Here is an 18,631-nt window from a genome sequence, read left to right as displayed (position 1 = left end):
TTATTTGTAGATAGAAAAACTGGCTTTCGTTATAAAGGATGTCAGCACGATGCATGCCAAGATTAAAATCAAATAAAAACAATTTAAATCAATAGATTAAAAAAATAGGCTTCGGTCAACTCCTGCTGCATTTGCAACAGAACCCCCACCCCCGCTGCTGCAAAAGCAGCATTTTACGCCCCCCTGGCTCTCGCCCTTTGCCGGCGACTCGGATAGGATTTTCACACCGCTGCAACCATGGAGCTACTTATGCATAACCCACGCCCCTTTTCCTCGGACAAGCCGGTACTGATAGATCCCGCCTCGATCGCCTTTCAGAACGTACTGGATCAACTGGCGCCCACCGATGCCACCGTGCTGATCATTGGTGAAACCGGCACCGGGAAAGAGGTGGTTGCCCGCTATTTGCACCATAGCAGCCCGCGCCGCCAGCGACCCTTCCTGGCCGTCAACTGCGGCGCGCTGAATGAAAGTCTGGCCGAAGCGGAACTGTTCGGCCATCAGAAAGGCGCGTTCACCGGCGCGACCGAAACCCATCAGGGATGGTTCGAAGCGGCCGAAGGCGGCACCCTGCTGCTGGATGAAATCGGCGAACTTAGCCTTTCGCTCCAGGTTAAACTGCTGCGGGTGTTGCAGGAGAGGGAGATCACCCGCGTCGGCTCGCGGCGGCCCATCAAGGTCGACGTGCGGGTGATTGCCGCCACCCATGTGGATTTGGCGCACGCCATCCGCGAAAAACGCTTCCGCGAAGATCTCTACTATCGGCTTAACGTCGCGGCCGTCACCCTGCCGCCGCTGCGCCAGCGCCAGGAAGACATCCCGCTGCTGGCGGAGCATTTTCTCTCGTTGTACGCCCATCGCCTGGGGCGGCCGCAGCTTCAGCTCTCCGCCGAGGCGCATCAGCTGCTGATGGATTACCCGTGGCCGGGAAATATCCGCGAGTTGGAAAATACCCTGCACAACGCGGTGCTGCTGAGTAAAGAATCGGTGATCACTCCCCGGCAGCTGCGCCTGACCAGCAGCGCGGAAATACCCGGCGCGACGGAGACGGAAGAGCTGGACCGCTTTATCCGCCGCCACCTGCAGAGCGACGTCGGCCAGATTTACCAGCGGGTCACCCAATCGCTGGTGCGCAACGCTTTCGACATCTGCAACGGCAATCAGCTACAGACCGCGGCGATGCTGGGGATCAGCCGCAATACCCTGCGCACCCATCTGGCGCATCAGGGGCTGGTCAAGCCGCGGCGGAGTTCGGCGTCGAGCCTGAACTGGCCGCGGCGCTGTTCCGCCGCCGGGCCATCCCTCGACCGTGAGCTGCGCATCGGCTATCAGAAGTTCGGCAATCTGGGGGTGCTTAAGGCGCGACAAAGCCTGGAGTCGCTGTTCGCCGGTCAGGGCATCAACGTGTCGTGGAGCGAATTCCCGGCGGGGCCGCAGCTGCTGCATGCGCTGCACAGCGACGAGATCGATTTCGGCACTACCGGCGAAGTACCGCCCATTTTCGCCCAGTCCCAGGGCTGCCCGCTGGTGTACGTCGCCTACGAACCGCCGGCGCCGCAGAGCGTGGCGCTGCTGGTGGCGCGGGACAGTCCCATCGCCAGCGTCGCGGAGCTGCGCGGCAAGCGCATCGCCGTCAACAAAGGCTCCAACGTGCATTACCTGTTGCTGCAACTGCTCGATGAACACGCGCTGACCTTGCAGGACGTGCGTATTATCTACGCCCCGCCGAAATACCCGCTGGCGCCCAGCGACTATCAGGCGGTGGACGCCTGGCTGCTGTGGGACCCGCTGCTGAGCGACGCCGAGCGCAACGGCGACCTGCGGGTGCTGGCCGACGGCCGCCAGCGGGTGCAGAACCAGCAGTTCTATCTGGCGCAGCGCCAGTTTTCCGAACGGTGCGAGGATATCCTGCAGCAACTGTTCGCGGCATTGCAGAAAACCGGGAATTACATCGACAACCAACGGGCGGAAGCCACCGCCCTGCTTTCGGCCGAACTGGGCCTGCCGCGCGCCACGCTGGAACTGGCCCTGTCGCGCCGCAGCAATAAAACGCGGCTTATGAATACCAACGTGATTCGCGAGCAGCAAATCATCGCCGATCGCTTTTTCGCCCTCGGCCTGCTGCCGCGCGCCATCAATATCCGCGACGCCATTTGGCGCACCGGTTCGTCGTCGCCGTCGGCGCCGATATATGCTGAATATAGTTCCGGGAGATATTAAGCGCCGTCGGGCGCGTGCTACGTCGTAACAGAGAAATGGCGACTTTATCGCGCACGAAATACTCACCAATGTGACATATTCCAATTTATGGGAAACACTCAGGCACGAGCGGCGTTATTATCCGCTATTTGCGGATTCCAGATATAAACAGCTGGAAATCATATTTCTACTGTTATCACTCAGGTAATAGATTAGTTAACCAACTGTAAACCACGTTAATGAGTATAGGGCGGCTTACGGCCGTTCCTCAGCATGATGTTATCTTTAGGAGATAGAATGAACGTTATTACCCTGGCCGGCAGTCCGCGTTTTCCCTCCCGCTCAAGCGCGCTGCTGACATTTTCCCAACGCTGGCTTGAAGAAAAGGGTATTAACGTTATTCCCTGGAACCTATTTAATTTTAATCCGGAAGATCTGCTGTACGCCAAATTCGACAGCCCCGGGCTAAAGGTTTTTATCGACCAGTTGGCCGCCGCCGACGGGGTGATTATCAGCACGCCGGTGTACAAAGCCTCTTTTACCGGGGCGCTGAAAACCCTGCTCGACCTGCTGCCGGAGCGGGCGTTCGAAAATAAAGTGATTTTACCGCTGGCCAGCGGCGGCTCGTCCAACCATATGCTGGCGCTGGATTACGCCCTGAAACCGGTGTTGAATGCGCTGAAAGCGCAGGAAATATTGCACGGCGTCTTCGCCGAGGACAGTCAGATTACCCACTACGATCATACGCCGCTATTGAGCGCGTCGCTGGAAGCCCGCCTGACCGCCTCGCTGAGCGACTTTTCCCACGCGCTGGAGCGGAAAGCCCACTTCAGCGCACCGTCGTTTTCGCAAACCGCCTGAGCGTGCGCCGCTGCGGCAGGGGTGATTATCGGGCGGGTTGGCGCCAGCGCGGTCAGAGACTGACAAACAGCAGTCGCGCGGCATAGCCAATTAAAATCACGCCCATAAAGCGCTCGAACCAATGTCCCTGCCTTATAAACCGCCGGCGAATGGCGACGGAAGGAAAGCGTCACCGGCAGAACCCTATGAATTTCCCGAGGCGGATAATAAATATCCGCAACCGGCTAAACGTCCTCGATATCCCGCCCGGGACTTCACATCACCATGCGGATGTTCATGCAGGTGAGAAGGGTTGCCGCCTTTATCCCCGCGGACCGTTCAAAGAACCAGACCGGCGAACGCGGCGGACAGCAGACTCACCAGCGTTGAACCATACAGCAGCTTTAACCCGAAGCGGGAAACCGTATTGCCCTGCTGCTCGTTTAACCCTTTAATCGAACCGGCGATAATGCCGATGGACGCGAAGTTGGCGAACGACACCAGAAAGACGGACAGGATCCCCACGCCGCGCGCCGACATCTCGGCGACGATTTTTTTCAGCTCGATCATGGCGATAAACTCGGTTGAGACCACTTTGGTCGCCATAATGGCGCCCGCCTTGAACGCGTCCTGCGCCGGGATCCCCACCAGCCAGGCCAAAGGATAGAATGCATAGCCGAGCAGTTGCTGGAAGCTCATGCCGAATAACGCGGTAAAGGCGGCGTTGACGGCGCCGATCAGGGCGATAAAGCCAATCAGCATCGCCAGAATAATCATCGCCACCCGGAATCCCGCCAGAATGTACTCGCCGAGCATTTCAAAGAAGGTCTGCGACTCATGTAGTTTTTCCAGCCGCACTTCCGGCTCATCGCCGGGGGCGGAAGGATTGATGACCGATAGGATAATAAAGGTGCTGAACATGTTCAGTATCAGCGCCGCCACCACGTATTGCGCATCGATAAGCGTCATGTACGCCCCGACGATGGACAGGGAAACCGTCGACATCGCCGTGGCGGTCATGGAGTAGAGACGCCGGGGAGAGAGGTCGGCCAGGATGCCTTTGTAGGCGATAAAATTTTCCGACTGCCCCAGCGCCAGCGAGCTTACCGCATTAAACGACTCCAACTTGCCCATGCCGTTGATTTTCGACAGCACGGTGCCCACTCCCCGAATCAGCAGCGGAAGAATACGCCAGTGTTGCAGGATGCCGATCAGCGCCGAAATAAAAATAATCGGGCACAGCACGCCAAGAAAAACAAACGCCAGCCCCTGCTGACTCATCCCGCCAAAGACAAAATCCGTGCCCTGCGCCGCGTAGCCAAGCAGGGCTTCAAAAAAGCCCGCCACCTTGCGCACCACAAAAAGCCCGCTTTGCGCATGCAGCAGGAAGAAAGCCAGCGCCGCTTCCAGCACGATAAGCTGAACCAGACGGAGGACGCGGATTTTTTTACGGTCGTAGCTCACCGGCAGAGCCAGCGCCAGGATAACCACCAAAGCAAGAGAGAAATGAAATAGGTTCGACATAAACAGGTTAACTCAATGAAAAGGTGTGCTATTTAGCCATAGTCAACCCGAGTATATAAATACTTATTTTAGCTTATCATTCCCCTTTTCCGCCGATCTTCGGACAGGGCGGCGCCGTTTTTTTACATCAGCTCCTGCCGGCGATCGTCGGTTTCGCCGTAGCGGTGCAGCGTCGGCGGCTTCAGCCCCTGATAAAGGACGTCGATGCCGGCATTGATGATCTGATTGTGCTGTTCGAACAGCGAGTTGCCGCGCAAATCGCTCTCGACGATAAACGGGCCGAAGCGCTCCACCTCAAACAGCCACATCGCCTGGGCGATGCCCAGCTCTTCCAGCCAGTGCACGTCAATCACCCGTTTGATGCCGCGTCCCAGCAGCGCGCCGGTGCCATAGCCCACCGTGGTCAGGTAGACGGCGCCGGCCGGCACCAGCACCTGGCGGTACTGCTCCAGCGGCATGCCTCCTTTGCCGAGAATGATATTGCTGCCGCTAAGCGACAGCCAGCGCTCCATCCAGCGGGCAAAGCGGAAACTGGCGGTGGCGGTGACCGCGCCCACCTGGTAACCGCCGTCGCCGTCCGGCGCCGCCGCGGGCGAACAGTGGAAATTCACCAGGCTGAGCGCGCGCAGATCCAGCGGCAGCGGCCGCCCCTCATCGAGGATCATGCGGTAGACGCCTTCCCGGGCGGTGTAGACATTACCGCGCAGATACACCACGGTGCCGATTTCCAGCTGGGCGAGCGCCTGAGCGGAGACCGGCAAGGTCAGCTCGACCACTTTCAACTCGTCAGATTTTCCGGCCATTCCACACTCTCGCGTCTCAGGTAAGGGGTGAACCAGACGGGGTCGGTACGATAGCTGACCGAGCCGTCGGCATGAACCCGCGCCGTGGCGCGGCGTGAAGCGAGACAAAAGGTATGCAGGCTGACCGGCATGCCGCCGGTATGGGTATAGCCCACTTCAATATGGCAATCCGCCACCATCGAGCGCCCCGCCAGCCCCATGGCGCCCATGCCCAGCGAATTACCCAGCGTCAGGATCTCCAGTTCCAGTTCGGCGATGCGCGGGTCCGGGTTACGGTCGCCCACCACCCGCAGGCAGGCGGCCTGCTTGCCGAGTTGCATGCAGGTATCCTTCGAGCCGCCGATGCCGATGCCGACGATGGCCGGCTGGCAGGCCAGCCCGCGCTTGCCAAAGGCGATCAGGGTGTCCAGCGCGAAACGCTTGATGCCGTCGATGCCGTCCCCGGGGAACAGCATGCGGTAGTCGGTGCCGAACAGCCCGCCCTTATGCACGGTGGTGATATCCACCCAGTCGGCGTCCGGCTCGAACGACCACTCGATTTCCGGCGCATTGATGCCCACATTGTTGTTGAACTCGGTGCGCCATAAAGGATGAACCCGGTTGGGGCGCAGGGGGATATCCTGGGTCGCCCGGGCGGTGGCGCGGCGCAGCGCGCGCTCCACGCCGACAAAGCCGCTATCCACCGCCGCGTTATTGCCCCATTTGACGTAATAGCGCGGCAGCCCGGTGTCGGCGCACATCGGTCGGCGATCCTCGCCGGCGGCCCGCCAGTTTTCGATCATCGTATCCAGCACGAAACGCGACAGCGCGCCGCTCTCCTCGCGCCGCATGGACTTGATTTTGTCGCGGTAATCCGCCGGGATATCGATGGCCGCCAGTTTCATGATTTCGTAGGCGGCCTGCTCCACCCGCTGGATGGCAACGCTCATAATGCCCTCTCCTGATTGTTCGGCGTCATATCGCCTCCCGCACGGGCGGTTCCGTCAGCAGAGTTTCCCCCGGCGCGACGATATCAAACGCCACAGGCACCTGTTCCAGCACCAGCGTCGCGCCCTCGTCCACGCTGCTGATGCGCGTGTAGCAGCTGGCGTTGAGATCGCCGGTGGCGGGAAAGTCTTCGCGAAAATGCGCCCCGCGGCTATCGTTGCGCGCCAGCGCCGCCGTGGCGATGGTGCGGGCGATCAGCAGTTGGCTGTCGGTATTCAGCCAGTCGTGCCAGCTCAGGTTGTAGCGGCGTTCGCCGTCGCGCACGCCGATAGCCGCCAGTTCGCGCCCATACCGTTCCAGCGCCGCCGCGCCCCGTTCGATGCCCTGCCGGGTGCGCATTACGCCCACATGATCCCACATGGTCTGCGCCAGCGTCTCGCGCAGCGGGGCCAGCGGCCCCGGCGGCGCGGCGAAAGCCCGTTCGGCGCGGGCGATGCCCGCCTCGATGCGTGCGCGATCCGGTTCCCGCCAGCCCGCGCCCTGCCGCAGGTAGGCCGCCATGGCGTCGCCGGCGATGCCGCCGAATACCGTGGAACAGGCCACGCCGTTGCCTCCCAGCCGGTTGGCGCCGTGTACGCCGCCGCTATCCTCCCCGGCGACATACAGACCGGGAGAGGCGGTGGAACAGTCCGCGTCGAACTCCACGCCGCCCATCAGATAGTGCGCGGTAGGCACCACTTCCACCAGTCCGCCCGCCAGATCGAAGCCGCAGTCGGCGCAGCGGGACACCATGCCGGGAAACAGCCGGCGCACTTTCTCCTCGCCCAGGTGTTTCATCTGGATGAATATGCCGCCCATCGGTCCGGTGCGCCCGGCGCGCATTTCGGCATAAATCCCCCGGCTGACCACATCGCGCGTGGCGCGTTCGCCGCGCGGATCGTAGCGCTGCATAAAGCGCTCGCCCAGCCCGTTGAGCAGATAGCCGCCGGCGCCGCGCAGCCCCTCTTCCAGCACCGTGCCGGTCATGCGCGTGTCCGGCCCGCCCAGCAGTCCGGTGGGATGAAACTGCACCATCTCCATATCGCGCAGTTTAAGACCGTAGCGCAGCGCCATCGCCAGACCGTCGCAGGTTTTCTCGCCGGAAGGGGTATGGTAGCGAAACATGGTGGGGCCGGCGCCGGTAGCCAGCAGCACCGCCTTAGCCCGAACCAGACGGTAGACGCCGCTGCGCAGATCGATAAACAGCACCGCGGCGATGCCGCCGCCGTCCGCCGCCGGGATCAGCTCGATGGCGCGGTGCTCTTCCAGCTCACGCACGCCCGCGCCGCGCACCTTCTCCATCAGTCGGTTGATGATCTCGATGCCCGTCAGATCGGACTTGTGCACCGTGCGATCGAAGGTCTGACCGGCAAAGGCTTTCTGATGCAGGGTGCCGTCGGGGTTGCGGTCAAAAAAGCAGCCGACTTCGTTTTCCAGTTCGCGCACCCGTTCTATGGCGCCTTCCACCAGCCGCCACACCAGATCCTGACGGGGCAGCCATTTGCCGCCGTTAAGGGTGTCCATCACGTGCCGCTCGACCGAATCGCCGGCCGCCAGCGCCACGTTATAACCGCCCTGCACCATCCGGGTACAGCCGCTTTTCCCCAGCAGCCCCTTGGTGGCGACGGTCACGTCCAGCGAGGGATCCGCCCGGCGCGCGTGCAGCGTGGCAAACAGACCGGCGCCGCCGGACCCCAGGATCAGAATGTCGGTTTTCAGGTTCTCAAGCTGCATGGCTAGAGCACCCCCATAATAAAGACGGTGCCGACGATAAGGGAAAAACCGGCGCCCCAGCCAATCCAGCCCAGGCGCGCTTGGCGGATATCGCGCCAGTTCAGCATTTCCAGCGCCAGCAGGCGCAGCCCGAAACTCGCATGCAGACAGAGCGCCACCACCAGCCCCCACTCCGCCGCTTTCACCAGCGGCAGATCGCTAAAGCGGATCACGCGCTCCAATCCGGCTTCCCCCTCCAGCGCCAGGCCGAGCGCCAGAAAATGCAGCGGCAGAAATAGCGTCAGCGCCAGCCCGGACAGCCGGTGGCCGATAAAAGCCAGATAGCCTTTTTGACGGCGTAACGCGTTCATAACCCTCCCACGGCGATAACCGCCCGTATGCCAAGGATCAATAGCAGAAGCGCCAGCCCCAGGCTGATGCCGTCCGCGGCGCGGTAGCCGATGCCGGTCCACTCGCTCAAGACGGCGCGCACGCCCAGCGGCGCATGCACGGCGACGCAGAGGACGAAAGTTGAATAGAACAGCAGCCAGCCGACGCTGCCCTGGGTACGCCCCAGGATGGCTCCGGCGCTCAGGCCGCTGTGCGTCGCATAGATCATCACGCCCACATGCACCAGTACGAAAGGGATAAGCAGCAAGGTACTGAGGCGCTGAATAATGAACAGTTTTCTTTCCATGGGTCACGCCTTAACGAACCATTGCCACAGCGAAATCCGTTTCAGACCGGCGATACTGCGGGTCGGACTCAGCCCTACCGGGCAACAGGCCATGCAATTGCCCTGCATATGGCAGGCGCTGACGCCGCCGCCATCGGCGACGCGCGCTTTCACGTCGGCGTGCGCCTGGTGCCGCTCATCGTTGATCAGCGTCCAGGCGCGATTCAGCGCGGCCGGGCCGAGGTAGCGCTTATCCCAGGCCACCACGTCGCAGGCGGCATAGCAAATGCCGCAGTTGATGCACTCAATCGCCTCGCCGGCGAGACGCCGCCGGGCGCCCTGCGGATCGATGCGCGCCGGTTCCTGCCGGCGGTCGCGGCCGGAGCTGAACTCGCCGCCGGCCTTTTGCCACTTGGTGAAAAACTCGCGCATATCCACCACCAGATCCTTGATCGGCGGCAGATTGCGCAACGGCTCCAGCACCAGTTCGCCCTTGTCGGCCACCCGGCTGACGTGCGTGCGGCAGGCCCAGCGCGGGGTGCCGTTGACCATGACGGCGCAGGAACCGCACACCCCGACCCGGCATGAAAAACGGTAAGACAGCGTGGGATCCTGCCGCTGCTGGATTTCTGTCACCACGTCCAGCACCGTTTGATTATCCCGCCGGGGCACCGAATAGACCGCATGCCTAATACCCGGCTCGCCGCGGGCGATTTTTACCCGTAGTGTGTTTTGTTCGTTAGCCATTTATTTTTTGACTCGCCGTATGATCCGGGCCAAAAACGCATCGCCGGCGCAAATGCTCCACCGGCCCCAATCCTTCGCTTATATATTATGAATAGATATCGCCGACGGTAATTACCGCCGGCCAATTTACCGAGAACAAATAACGGCAATAATTAATCCGACCGCCGTAAGAAAATACGGCGACCAGACTATCATCGAGATAGATGATAAAAACCCGCCGCAATAAAACACTATAATTAACAGGGTTAAATACTCTAACAATTAATATGAATAAGCAAAGCTAAAATTCGCAAAAGATAAAAACCCATCTCAAACGCGCCCACTTAACCGCCACTGCGCCAAAAAATAACGTAACCAACTAAAATAAAAGATAAATTTATCCACTCGTCAATAATAAAAGCATCATTTTATTTATCCCGGATAGCATAGCTGCACAAACCAATAATAAAAAACTCGCCACCAAACAGGAAACGTGTTATTAGCTAGCCGATACTTATCCGTTTTTTCCGTAAGGGTATTAATTTTACCTAATGAAATAACCATTACACATAGCTTATTACAAAATGCGCTTTATCAGAAACGGCAGGTTAACTTATGCTTCGCTTCATATTCCGTTAGCGCAGGAATATATTAACTAATGTAATAAACAATATTTATTTAACCATCAACTGGCCAAGTTCATGATCTGGCTAAAATGTCTGGCTCCGGAAATTTTTTAATTTTGTTTCTATTTTGTTAAATAAACCCCGGCCCCGAGATTTTACGCAGATTTCCCCGTTCGACGACGAACGCTTTTGATCGGCCAATTTGTCTATCACACTTTCCAATGGGTACTGGGTATGAAAAAAATAAATCGCGCGGCAAGTCCGACCGGCCGTTTTTCCCGCAAACTGATCGGCCTGACTTCGGCCGTCAGCCTGCTGGCATCGGCCCTGGCCCTGCCGACTCAGGCATATGCGGAAGGCCAGTTGCGCATTGCGCAGCAGTTCGGCATCGTCTATCTGCTGCTTAACGTGGCGCAGGATAAACAGCTGATTGAGAAGCACGCCAAGGCCGACGGGCTGGAAGTCAAAGTGGATTATCTGCAACTCTCCGGCGGCGCGGCGGTCAACGATGCGCTGCTGTCCGGCTCGGTAGATATCGCCGGCGCCGGCATCGGCCCATTGTTTACCCTGTGGGACCGCACAAAAAATCGTCAGAACGTGCGGGCCGTGCTGGCGACCGGCCAGTTTCCTTACTACCTGATCAGCACCAATCCCAACGTGAAATCCATCGCCGACTTCACCGACAAGGATCGCATCGCGGTGCCAGCGGTAGGCGTATCGGTTCAGTCGCGCTATCTGCAGCAGGCCTCGGCGAAACTGTGGGGCGATAAGGAATTCAATCGCCTCGATAAACTGCAGGTGGCGCTGCCCCACCCAGACGCCACGGCGGCCATTATCAGCGCCGGAACCGAAATCACCGCCCACTTCGGCAACGCCCCCTTCCAGGAACAGGAGCTGGCCGGCAACCCCAATGCCCATATCGTACTGAACTCTTATGACGTGCAGGGCGGCCCGACGTCGCCGGTGGTGCTTTACACCACGGAAAAATTCCGCAAGGAAAATCCGCGCACTTACCGCGTGTTCGTCAATGCCCTGGCCGAAGCGGCGGAATTTGCCGATCAGAATCCTGAAGAAGCAGCCGATGCCTTTATCCGCATCACCAAATCCAAAATCGACCGAAAACTGCTGCTGGATATCCTCAAGAGTCCCGAGTCGAAATTCAGCATCACCCCGCAGAATACCTTGCAGTTGGGGCAGTTCCTGCATCGCGTAGGGGCCATCAAAAACAAACCCGAATCGGTGAAGGATTACTTCTTTGACGATCCGCATGTGGCCTCGGGGAGCTGATTGATGTCGCTGGATTCCGGCGCCGGCGCGGCGGCCGAACCTTTCTCCGGTAAAGCGGCGGGCGTCGGCGGCCCTGCCGCCACCCGCAAGGTAGCGGACGCCGTCGCCGAAACGCTGGCCAACTTCGGCGCCAGATTCGTCTTCGGTATTCCTGGCAACGACGTACTGGAACTGATGCGCGCCTGCGAGGAACGGGATATCCCTTATTTCCTTGCCCGCTCGGAACCGTCCTGCGCCTTTATGGCCGACGCGGTCTATCGGCTGACCGGCACGCCCGGCGTGGTGCTGCCGGCGCTGGGGCCGGGATTGGCCAATATGGCGTCGGGCATCGCCGGCGCCTTGCAGGATCGCAGCGCGCTATTGGTGCTTGGCGGCAGCGCCGAGCGGAATGCGGGCGGCATTTACAGCCATCAGATTATCGATCAGCTGGCTTTGATGCGGCCCATCACCCGGTATGCCGATACGCTTAATCCGGCGCGCGCGGCGCAGCAGGCGGCCAAGGCGCTGGATATCGCCACCCGCTATCCGCCGGGTCCGGTTTTCCTCGACGTGGCGGCGGATGTAAGCCGCGCAACCAGCGGCGAAGCGGCCTATACGCCGCAGACTCGCCACGCCGGCGGCTATCTGTCGTCAGAGGATCGCGACCATATCCTCACCCTGCTGCGGCAGGCCAGACGCCCGCTGGCGCTGATTGGACAGGGCGCCCTCTACGGGCCGCGCCCGCAGGCGGTGAGCGATTTTATCCACGCCAGCGGACTGCCGTTCCTCACCACTTACAAAGCCAAAGGCATCGTCAGCGAATACCATCCCCACAGTATCGGGGCGCTGGGGCTGAGTCCGGTGGTGGACGCGGTGCAACGCGACGCCATCAACGCCGCCGACGTGCTGCTGCTGATAGGATTCGATCCGATTGAGCTGCGCAACGCCTGGCTGGATGCCTGGCCGGCCGAAAAATCGGTACTCACTCTGGACTGGGCGCCGCTGGATCAGCGGATGTTTCCCGCCGGCCGCGAATACTACGGCAATCTGCACGGCAACCTGCAACGGTTGCGTCAGGCGTGGGAGGGCGATCCCTATCCGTCGGCGCAGGCGACCGATTTACAACGTCACCGCGCCCGTATCGCGCAGTTGCTGTCCCCAGGCGTCAATCACCAGGACATCAGTCCGGCGGCGCTATTCGGCGTACTTGACGCTCAGATGACCGATGAGTGGCTGGTGACGCTGGACGTTGGCGCGCACCGGATACTGGCCAACCATATCCTGCGCTGCCGCCGCCCCAACCAACTGCTACAGTCAAACGGATTTTGCTGCATGGGTTACAGCCTGCCGGCGGCCATCGCCGCCCAGACGCTATATCCTCAGCGGCCGGTCGTCGCCGTGACCGGGGATGGCGGCCTGCTGATGACGCTGGGGGAGTTGACGCTGGCCGGCGAACGGGATCTGCCGCTGGTGGTGGTGGTGCTTAACGACGCCGCGCTATCGCTGATCCGCCTGAAGCAGTCCCAAAGCGGGCTGGCGGAGCGCGGCGTACGCTACCGCTCCACCGATTTCGCCGGCGCGGCGCAAGCGCTGGGAGCGCGGGGCATACGGGTAAGCGATATCGACGAGTTCGACCGCGCCCTGCGCGAAGCCGTCGCCAGCCGGCATTTCACATTGATAGACGCCGCCATCGACCCGGCGGAATATGCACATCAGATGTGACCATAATCGTCGGCCGCCTCGGCGCCGGCCGGTTCGTCACGCTGGATCCTGAATAATAACGAGAGGGGAAATCATGCCTTTTCAGTCATCGCAGCCCCCCACGACACCGCTGTTGCAGGTGGAGGGGGTCAGTCTGGAATACGCCACCCGCGAACGTCGGGTTCGCGCTACCCACGATGTCAGTTTCGATATCTTTCCCGCCGAGCGTTTTATCCTGCTCGGTCCCTCGGGCTGCGGCAAGTCCAGCCTGCTGAAAGCGGTGGGCGGATTCCTGCCCCCGGTCGACGGCCGTATCCTGCTGGAGGGAGAGGAAATCACCAAACCCGGCCCGGATCGGATGATGGTGTTTCAGGAGTTCGATCAACTGCCGCCGTGGAAAACCGTGCTGGAAAACACCCAGTTCCCGCTGCGGGTCACCGGCAAGCTGTCCGCCGCCGAGGCGCGGGATCAGGCGCTCTATTATCTGGAGAAGGTCGGCCTGGCGGATTTCGCCAATGCCTGGCCGCACACCTTGTCCGGCGGGATGAAGCAGCGCGTGGCCATCGCCCGGGCGCTGGCGATGAAACCGAAAGTCCTGCTGATGGATGAGCCGTTCGCCGCGCTGGATGCGCTGACCCGCCGGAAAATGCAGCAAGAATTGTTGGAACTGTGGGATGAAGTCCGCTTCACCCTGATGTTCGTCACCCATTCCATAGAGGAAGCGCTGGTGGTGGGCAACCGCATTCTGTTGCTTTCGCCGCACCCCGGCCGGGTGCGCGCCGAGCTCAACAGCCATCAGTTCGTACACAATAACGAAGGCGGCAGCGAGTTTCAGACGGCGGCGCGCCGTATTCACGATCTGCTGTTTCCCGCCGGACAGCCGGTGGAACCGGAACCGGCCGCGACCTCTGCGGACACCGCCCCGCGTCGTTCACTGGCCGGACAGCATACCCGCTGATCCCCGTTTAATAATGCGATAGAAAAGGTTTACCATGAGTCAACTTCCACCCGTCAGACCGGAATATCTGAAAGATCTGGCTCCGCTGACCGATGTCAAGGTCGCCCAACCGCTGCCGCTGCTTAATCGCCTGTGGAACCTTAGCGGGGTGCGCAAGACCCTGCTGCTGATCCTGCTGGCGCTGCTGTGGGAAGGCGCGGCGCGCTGGCAGGATAACGATTTGCTGCTGCCCACCTTCACCCAGGCGGCAGCGGCGTTTGTCGACGATATGCGCAGCGGCGAACTGCCCGCGAAAATCGCCATCTCCCTCGGCACGCTGGTCAAAGGCTATATTATCGGCACCCTGCTGGCGCTGGCGCTCAGCGCCCTGGCCGTCTCCACCCGCCTGGGACGCGACCTGCTTTCCACGCTCACTTCGATGCTGAATCCGCTGCCGGCCATCGCGCTGCTGCCGCTGGCGCTGCTGTGGTTCGGCCTTGGCACCAATAGCCTGATTTTTGTGCTGATCCATTCCGTATTGTGGCCGATGGCGCTCAATACCTACTCCGGTTTCCTTGGGGTATCCGAAACGCTGCGCATGACCGGACGCAACTACGGATTAAGCGGACTGCGCTACGTGTGGCACATCCTGATGCCGGCGGCGTTGCCGTCCATTCTTTCCGGCCTGAAGATCGGCTGGGCCTTTGCCTGGCGAACGTTGATCGCCGCCGAACTGGTGTTCGGCGCCTCCAGCGGTCAGGGGGGCCTGGGCTGGTATATCTTCCAGAACCGTAACGAACTCTATACCGATCGGGTTTTTGCCGGTCTGGCATCGGTGATCATTATCGGCCTGCTGGTGGAAACGCTGATTTTCGCCACCATCGAGCGCATCACCATCAAACGCTGGGGGATGCAACGCTAACCTCGGTCCGCTTTCACCGCTCTGACGACTCAGACGGCGAAAGCGGCTAAACATTCAGCACCTGACGAAGATGGATGGACAAAGCTCTTGCCATCCGCCCCGGAGCAGTCCATAATAGCGTCCATTCCATAGGCTGGAATGAAAAAAAGCATTTTAATCAAACGGTTAGTAATTTAGTTAGCAATGATTAAAACGCGCCATCCCCTGTACGACCGTAGCTCAGTTGGTTAGAGCACCACCTTGACATGGTGGGGGTCGGTGGTTCGAGTCCACTCGGTCGTACCAATTCAATGTTCCATAGACGTTCGTCGGCATTGCTATTAATCAATAGGTCCCTTTCTCTTTCGGTCTCGCCAAGAGACGGAGTCAGGACTCGACGTGCAGGAAATCTTTGATATCTCCCAAGCGCTGTACGAGCACCGCAAAGCGACGGCTATCTACGCCCCGGCCGGGTCTCCTGCCCAATAGCAATTAGATCACTTGATAACTCCAGGGTGATTACCGGTTGTCGCTAATAACGCCTGCCGGGATCGGCGTTTAGTAAAAAAAGAGAGATATAACCTCAAAAGTCTCAGTTGACTCAAATAATGATTGGACCGGAGTATTAAACAATGGATGTTGGGCGCGCATCCGGCGGCCCGCATCGATTTTATCAGCGAGCGCGCCGCCGTGAGATCCTCAGGGCGCGAGCGTGACGACGTGCTGCCGAATATCCGGCCGCTGCGCGATAAGACCCTGTTGCAGATACCAGTCGGCGATATGCTCGATGTGGGAGATGGCGTCGTCATCCACCGGCGTGACCGGCACGGTGTTGACGCGGCCGAGCTGGGCCGCCAGCCCCTCTCCCAACTGTCCCATCTGCGCTGCCCAGATTTTGCCCGCCTCCAGCGGATGGGCCTTGGCCCAGGCATTCTCCTGCTGCAACACTTCATAGATCCACGTCAGCACCTGCGGATGGGCACGGTAAAATGTCTCGCTGACAAAGTAACCGGCGGCATTTTCCGACCCCACTTCCCTGCCGTTGCTCAACAGCCGGGCGTCGTAGCTCTGTTGCGCCAGCGAGAGGAAGGGATCCCAGACCGCCCAGGCATCAACGTGGCCGCCGACAAAGGCGCTGCCCGTGTCCGACGGGCTGAGATAGGATTTTTGCACCTCATTTTCCGCAATGCCGGCGCGGCTTAGCGCCCGGGATAGCAGATATTCGCCGGTGCCGCCTTTATTCACCGCCACTTTTTTACCGCGCAGGTCGTTAAGTGAACGGATGTCGCTGGCGTTTCTCACCACAATCCCTTCACCGTCGACGGGCATCGCCTGGTAGGCAAAGAAGCGCAACGGCGAACCGGCGGCGATTGCGGTGACAAACGCCGTGGAACTGCCGGTGGTGAGGTCGATAGAGCTGGCATTCAACGCCTCATAGGCCGGCGCTGCGGCGGAGAACGGCCCCGCCCACACCACCTTGACCTGATGGGCCGCCAGCGCTTTTTCCAGCGTGCCTTTTTTCTTTGCCAGCGCCAGATCGGTGGGGCCGTGCAGGAAGCCGATGCGCAACGTGATGGTTTCGGCGGCGTGGGCCGCGCCGGCGCAAAGCAGCAACGCGCCAAGAGCTATGCGAGTCATCCGGGATGTCATGCTGTTCTCCGATGTGAAAGCGTTAAGGCGGAAGAAATGAATCCCACCGCAAAAAGGTCGTCCGCCTGCCGCTGCTGTTCGGCGATGAGTCCGTCGTCAGTGGGCGTAATCCCCCACGGACGCGCCTCCAGACTCTGTCGCCACTCCATCGTCCGAATGGCGGGGTTGAGATGCCGGGCCAGCAAGCGCGCGGCGAGGTCAGTATTCTGCCCAATCCAGAGATCGTTTTCCCCCAGTATTTGCACCACCCAGGCGGCGGCGTCGGGGTGGCGGTTCAGCCACTCCTGACGCGTCCAGAACACCGAGCGATTGACGATCTCGTCCCCCACCGACGCCAGCGTCACGATACCGGGCGCGGCGCGTGCGCGGGTGAGCCAGGGATCAATCGCCAGCCAGCCATCGATTTCACCGCCGAGCAGCGCATCCAGCGCCGACTGGCCCTGAATGTCCAGCAACTGAACGTCATCGCGCAGCAAACCCTGCTTTTTCAGTAAGCGGGCAAGGAAGTGATCGGTAAAAGAGCCCACCATCGCCGCCAGTCGCCTACCCCGCAGCGAGGAGAGATCCCGCCCCGCGCGCGCCAGCAATGCGCAACTGGCGTCGCGCGGCGGCGAACTGGCGAGATAGGCCACCGCCAGACCCACCGTCTGCGCGGTGATCGGCGGGGTCGAGCCGGTGCCGACCACATCGACGCGCTCTGCGGCCAGCCACTCGCCGCTGCGCGCGCCCTGCTGATAATCCAGCCACTCCACCTGCCAGCCGCGTGCCGCCGCCAGCGGTTCGATCACGCCGCGGTGACGCAGGATAAACAGCGATAAGTTATTGGGATGGCTGCCAAGACGTATTTTCATTATGTCTTTCCCGCTGCGCCGACCGGACGATCCCACAGATTGCCCCAGGTGAAGGCGTTATCGGCATTATCCGATGCCGGGGCGAGCGCCAGGCGCGGCAACACCAATTCGCTGAAACGATAGGCTTCTTCCAACAGGGGAAAACCCGAGAGAATAAACACATCGACGCCCGCTTCCTGATAGGCGCGCAGCGTGCGTTCGACGGTTTCCGGACTGCCGACGATGGCGGTACCCGGCCCCGGTCGCACCAGGCCGATGCCGGCCCACAGGCCGCTATAAATCTCCAGCTCGCGCGGGTCGTCGGGTTTTCGGTCGTTGTGCAATGCGCTCATGCGCGACTGACCGACGGAGTCGGAGCCGCCGGCGAGCCGTTGCCTCGCCTCGATAGCCTGCTCGTCCATAGTGGCATAGAGCGCGTCGACGGCCTGCCAGGCAAGTTCATCGGTTTCGCGCACAATAACGTAAAGGCGGATGCCAAACCGCAAGCGACGTCCGTGTTTTTCAGCGCGCGCCTTGACCTGAGCGATTTTCTCCGCCGCCTGCGGCGGCGTTTCGCCCCACGACAGATAGGTATCGATGTGCTTCGCCGCCACTTCCTGCGCCGCTTCCGACGAGCCGCCGAACCACAGCGGCGGCGGCGAGTAGCCGCCATTGGTCAAGGCAAGTCGGGCGTTATCGATATGCAGATGCCGCCCCTCGAAGGTGACGCTTTCCCCGGCCAGCAGCGGACGCAGCACCTGAAGAAATTCATCGCTCAGGTCGTAGCGCGCGTCATGATCGAGATGCAGCCCGTAGGCGCCGAGCGTGTTTTTATCCCCGCTCACCACATTCAGCAACACTCGGCCTTTGGAAAACTGGTTGAAAGTGACGGCCATCTTGGCCAACAGCGTCGGTGAAATTAAACCCGGCTGAATGGCGATAAGAAACTTCATCCGTTCGGTGTAGGGGATCAGCGCAGCGCCCAGAATCCAGGGGTCGTGTGCGCCGGTGGCGAGCAACGCGCCGGTAAACCCCAGATGATCGACGGCGCGGGCGATCTGCTGAAAGTAAGCGTAGTTAACCTGACGACTGCCCGAGGCGGTCCACGGCTGCGGACCGTCCGGCGCCGTGAGGTACCAGTATATTTCCATGCCGTCTCCAAATATCATTAAACTAAAAGACACACACTATTAACAAATGGGCGGTATGAGAGGAAATGCGCATATTGGGAAAGCTTAGAACTTGTCCCAATAGATTGATAATGAAGTTTTTT

16 protein-coding genes and 1 tRNA gene are annotated in these 18,631 nt (G+C 60.4%); 7 read left to right on the top strand and 10 right to left on the bottom strand.

The window, feature by feature from the left end; all coding sequences use genetic code 11:
* The first annotated feature begins 249 nt into the window (after window positions 1-249).
* Together EH206_RS08780 and ssuE are read left to right on the top strand one after the other, a co-directional pair.
* Window positions 250-2,220, top strand: a complete 1,971-nt coding sequence (locus EH206_RS08780; protein WP_009112421.1) for a sigma-54-dependent Fis family transcriptional regulator — start codon at window positions 250-252, stop codon at window positions 2,218-2,220.
* A 276-nt stretch (window positions 2,221-2,496) separates the two neighbouring features.
* Window positions 2,497-3,060, top strand: a complete 564-nt coding sequence (gene ssuE / locus EH206_RS08775; protein WP_009112420.1) for an NADPH-dependent FMN reductase — start codon at window positions 2,497-2,499, stop codon at window positions 3,058-3,060.
* Between the two features lie 318 nt (window positions 3,061-3,378).
* Here ssuE and EH206_RS08770 read toward each other — a convergent pair whose 3' ends face one another.
* The 7 genes from EH206_RS08770 to EH206_RS08740 form a co-directional block, all read right to left on the bottom strand.
* Entirely contained in the window at window positions 3,379-4,563 is a 1,185-nt protein-coding gene (locus EH206_RS08770; protein ID WP_009112419.1) for a NupC/NupG family nucleoside CNT transporter, read from the bottom strand.
* A gap of 122 nt (window positions 4,564-4,685) precedes the next feature.
* On the bottom strand, window positions 4,686-5,366 hold the full coding sequence (locus EH206_RS08765; protein WP_009112418.1) for a fumarate hydratase C-terminal domain-containing protein: 681 nt from the start codon (window positions 5,364-5,366) through the stop codon (window positions 4,686-4,688).
* On the bottom strand, window positions 5,342-6,295 hold the full coding sequence (locus EH206_RS08760; RefSeq protein WP_009112417.1) for a fumarate hydratase: 954 nt from the start codon (window positions 6,293-6,295) through the stop codon (window positions 5,342-5,344). Before EH206_RS08760 ends, EH206_RS08765 begins: the two co-directional genes overlap by 25 nt.
* Before the next feature lie 25 nt (window positions 6,296-6,320).
* Complete coding sequence (locus tag EH206_RS08755; RefSeq protein WP_009112416.1) at window positions 6,321-8,066, bottom strand: L-aspartate oxidase; 1,746 nt, start codon at window positions 8,064-8,066, stop codon at window positions 6,321-6,323.
* 2 nt (window positions 8,067-8,068) lie between these two features.
* The gene (sdhC, locus tag EH206_RS08750) at window positions 8,069-8,416 is read right to left on the bottom strand and encodes a succinate dehydrogenase, cytochrome b556 subunit (RefSeq protein ID WP_009112415.1); all 348 of its coding nucleotides are present in this window, start codon (window positions 8,414-8,416) and stop codon (window positions 8,069-8,071) included.
* Window positions 8,413-8,742: a succinate dehydrogenase/fumarate reductase transmembrane subunit gene (locus tag EH206_RS08745; protein WP_009112414.1), complete on the bottom strand. Its 330-nt coding sequence runs from the start codon at window positions 8,740-8,742 to the stop codon at window positions 8,413-8,415. The genes sdhC and EH206_RS08745 overlap by 4 nt, the downstream gene beginning before the upstream one ends.
* Before the next feature lie 3 nt (window positions 8,743-8,745).
* A complete protein-coding gene (locus tag EH206_RS08740; RefSeq protein WP_009112413.1) occupies window positions 8,746-9,468 on the bottom strand; it encodes a succinate dehydrogenase/fumarate reductase iron-sulfur subunit in 723 nt (240 codons plus the stop codon).
* Between the two features lie 839 nt (window positions 9,469-10,307).
* On the opposite strand from EH206_RS08740, the gene EH206_RS08735 reads away from it, so the two are divergent.
* The 5 genes from EH206_RS08735 (at window position 10,308) to EH206_RS08715 (ending at window position 15,184) form a co-directional block, all read left to right on the top strand.
* Window positions 10,308-11,360 carry an ABC transporter substrate-binding protein gene (locus EH206_RS08735; protein ID WP_009112412.1) on the top strand — a complete coding sequence of 351 codons (1,053 nt, stop codon included), beginning with the start codon at window positions 10,308-10,310 and terminating at the stop codon, window positions 11,358-11,360.
* A gap of 3 nt (window positions 11,361-11,363) precedes the next feature.
* Window positions 11,364-13,061, top strand: a complete 1,698-nt coding sequence (locus tag EH206_RS08730) for a thiamine pyrophosphate-binding protein (protein WP_009112411.1) — start codon at window positions 11,364-11,366, stop codon at window positions 13,059-13,061.
* A gap of 73 nt (window positions 13,062-13,134) precedes the next feature.
* The gene (locus tag EH206_RS08725) at window positions 13,135-13,998 is read left to right on the top strand and encodes an ABC transporter ATP-binding protein (RefSeq protein ID WP_009112410.1); all 864 of its coding nucleotides are present in this window, start codon (window positions 13,135-13,137) and stop codon (window positions 13,996-13,998) included.
* A 34-nt stretch (window positions 13,999-14,032) separates the two neighbouring features.
* Window positions 14,033-14,899: an ABC transporter permease gene (locus tag EH206_RS08720; protein WP_009112409.1), complete on the top strand. Its 867-nt coding sequence runs from the start codon at window positions 14,033-14,035 to the stop codon at window positions 14,897-14,899.
* A gap of 208 nt (window positions 14,900-15,107) precedes the next feature.
* A tRNA-Val gene (locus EH206_RS08715) sits at window positions 15,108-15,184 on the top strand.
* A gap of 393 nt (window positions 15,185-15,577) precedes the next feature.
* Here the strand turns inward: EH206_RS08715 and EH206_RS08710 are convergent.
* Genes EH206_RS08710 through EH206_RS08700 form a run of 3 tightly spaced genes read right to left on the bottom strand, consistent with a single transcriptional unit; the run spans window position 15,578 to window position 18,509 of the window.
* Window positions 15,578-16,516 carry an aliphatic sulfonate ABC transporter substrate-binding protein gene (locus tag EH206_RS08710; RefSeq protein ID WP_040343767.1) on the bottom strand — a complete coding sequence of 313 codons (939 nt, stop codon included), beginning with the start codon at window positions 16,514-16,516 and terminating at the stop codon, window positions 15,578-15,580.
* A gap of 8 nt (window positions 16,517-16,524) precedes the next feature.
* The gene (locus tag EH206_RS08705; protein ID WP_009112407.1) at window positions 16,525-17,379 is read right to left on the bottom strand and encodes an ABC transporter substrate-binding protein; all 855 of its coding nucleotides are present in this window, start codon (window positions 17,377-17,379) and stop codon (window positions 16,525-16,527) included.
* Window positions 17,379-18,509: an LLM class flavin-dependent oxidoreductase gene (locus EH206_RS08700; protein WP_009112406.1), complete on the bottom strand. Its 1,131-nt coding sequence runs from the start codon at window positions 18,507-18,509 to the stop codon at window positions 17,379-17,381. The genes EH206_RS08705 and EH206_RS08700 overlap by 1 nt, the downstream gene beginning before the upstream one ends.
* Window positions 18,510-18,631: the final 122 nt, after the last annotated feature.

Origin of the sequence: Brenneria nigrifluens DSM 30175 = ATCC 13028, from assembly GCF_005484965.1 — a bacterium.
GTDB lineage: Bacteria > Pseudomonadota > Gammaproteobacteria > Enterobacterales > Enterobacteriaceae > Brenneria > Brenneria nigrifluens.
The sequence above is the reverse complement of the archived record's forward strand: the minus strand, read 5'-3'. Positions and strand labels throughout refer to the sequence as shown.

Excerpts from the sequence above, each read along its gene's own strand:
- EH206_RS08780 (WP_009112421.1), top strand. The coding sequence starts at position 250 with ATGCATAACCCACGCCCCTTTTCCTCGGACAAGCCGGTACTGATAGAT.
- ssuE (WP_009112420.1), top strand. The coding sequence starts at position 2,497 with ATGAACGTTATTACCCTGGCCGGCAGTCCGCGTTTTCCCTCCCGCTCA.
- EH206_RS08770 (WP_009112419.1), bottom strand. The coding sequence starts at position 4,563 with ATGTCGAACCTATTTCATTTCTCTCTTGCTTTGGTGGTTATCCTGGCG.
- EH206_RS08765 (WP_009112418.1), bottom strand. The coding sequence starts at position 5,366 with ATGGCCGGAAAATCTGACGAGTTGAAAGTGGTCGAGCTGACCTTGCCG.
- EH206_RS08760 (WP_009112417.1), bottom strand. The coding sequence starts at position 6,295 with ATGAGCGTTGCCATCCAGCGGGTGGAGCAGGCCGCCTACGAAATCATG.
- EH206_RS08755 (WP_009112416.1), bottom strand. The coding sequence starts at position 8,066 with ATGCAGCTTGAGAACCTGAAAACCGACATTCTGATCCTGGGGTCCGGC.
- sdhC (WP_009112415.1), bottom strand. The coding sequence starts at position 8,416 with ATGAACGCGTTACGCCGTCAAAAAGGCTATCTGGCTTTTATCGGCCAC.
- EH206_RS08745 (WP_009112414.1), bottom strand. The coding sequence starts at position 8,742 with ATGGAAAGAAAACTGTTCATTATTCAGCGCCTCAGTACCTTGCTGCTT.
- EH206_RS08740 (WP_009112413.1), bottom strand. The coding sequence starts at position 9,468 with ATGGCTAACGAACAAAACACACTACGGGTAAAAATCGCCCGCGGCGAG.
- EH206_RS08735 (WP_009112412.1), top strand. The coding sequence starts at position 10,308 with ATGAAAAAAATAAATCGCGCGGCAAGTCCGACCGGCCGTTTTTCCCGC.
- EH206_RS08730 (WP_009112411.1), top strand. The coding sequence starts at position 11,364 with ATGTCGCTGGATTCCGGCGCCGGCGCGGCGGCCGAACCTTTCTCCGGT.
- EH206_RS08725 (WP_009112410.1), top strand. The coding sequence starts at position 13,135 with ATGCCTTTTCAGTCATCGCAGCCCCCCACGACACCGCTGTTGCAGGTG.
- EH206_RS08720 (WP_009112409.1), top strand. The coding sequence starts at position 14,033 with ATGAGTCAACTTCCACCCGTCAGACCGGAATATCTGAAAGATCTGGCT.
- EH206_RS08710 (WP_040343767.1), bottom strand. The coding sequence starts at position 16,516 with ATGACTCGCATAGCTCTTGGCGCGTTGCTGCTTTGCGCCGGCGCGGCC.
- EH206_RS08705 (WP_009112407.1), bottom strand. The coding sequence starts at position 17,379 with ATGAAAATACGTCTTGGCAGCCATCCCAATAACTTATCGCTGTTTATC.
- EH206_RS08700 (WP_009112406.1), bottom strand. The coding sequence starts at position 18,509 with ATGGAAATATACTGGTACCTCACGGCGCCGGACGGTCCGCAGCCGTGG.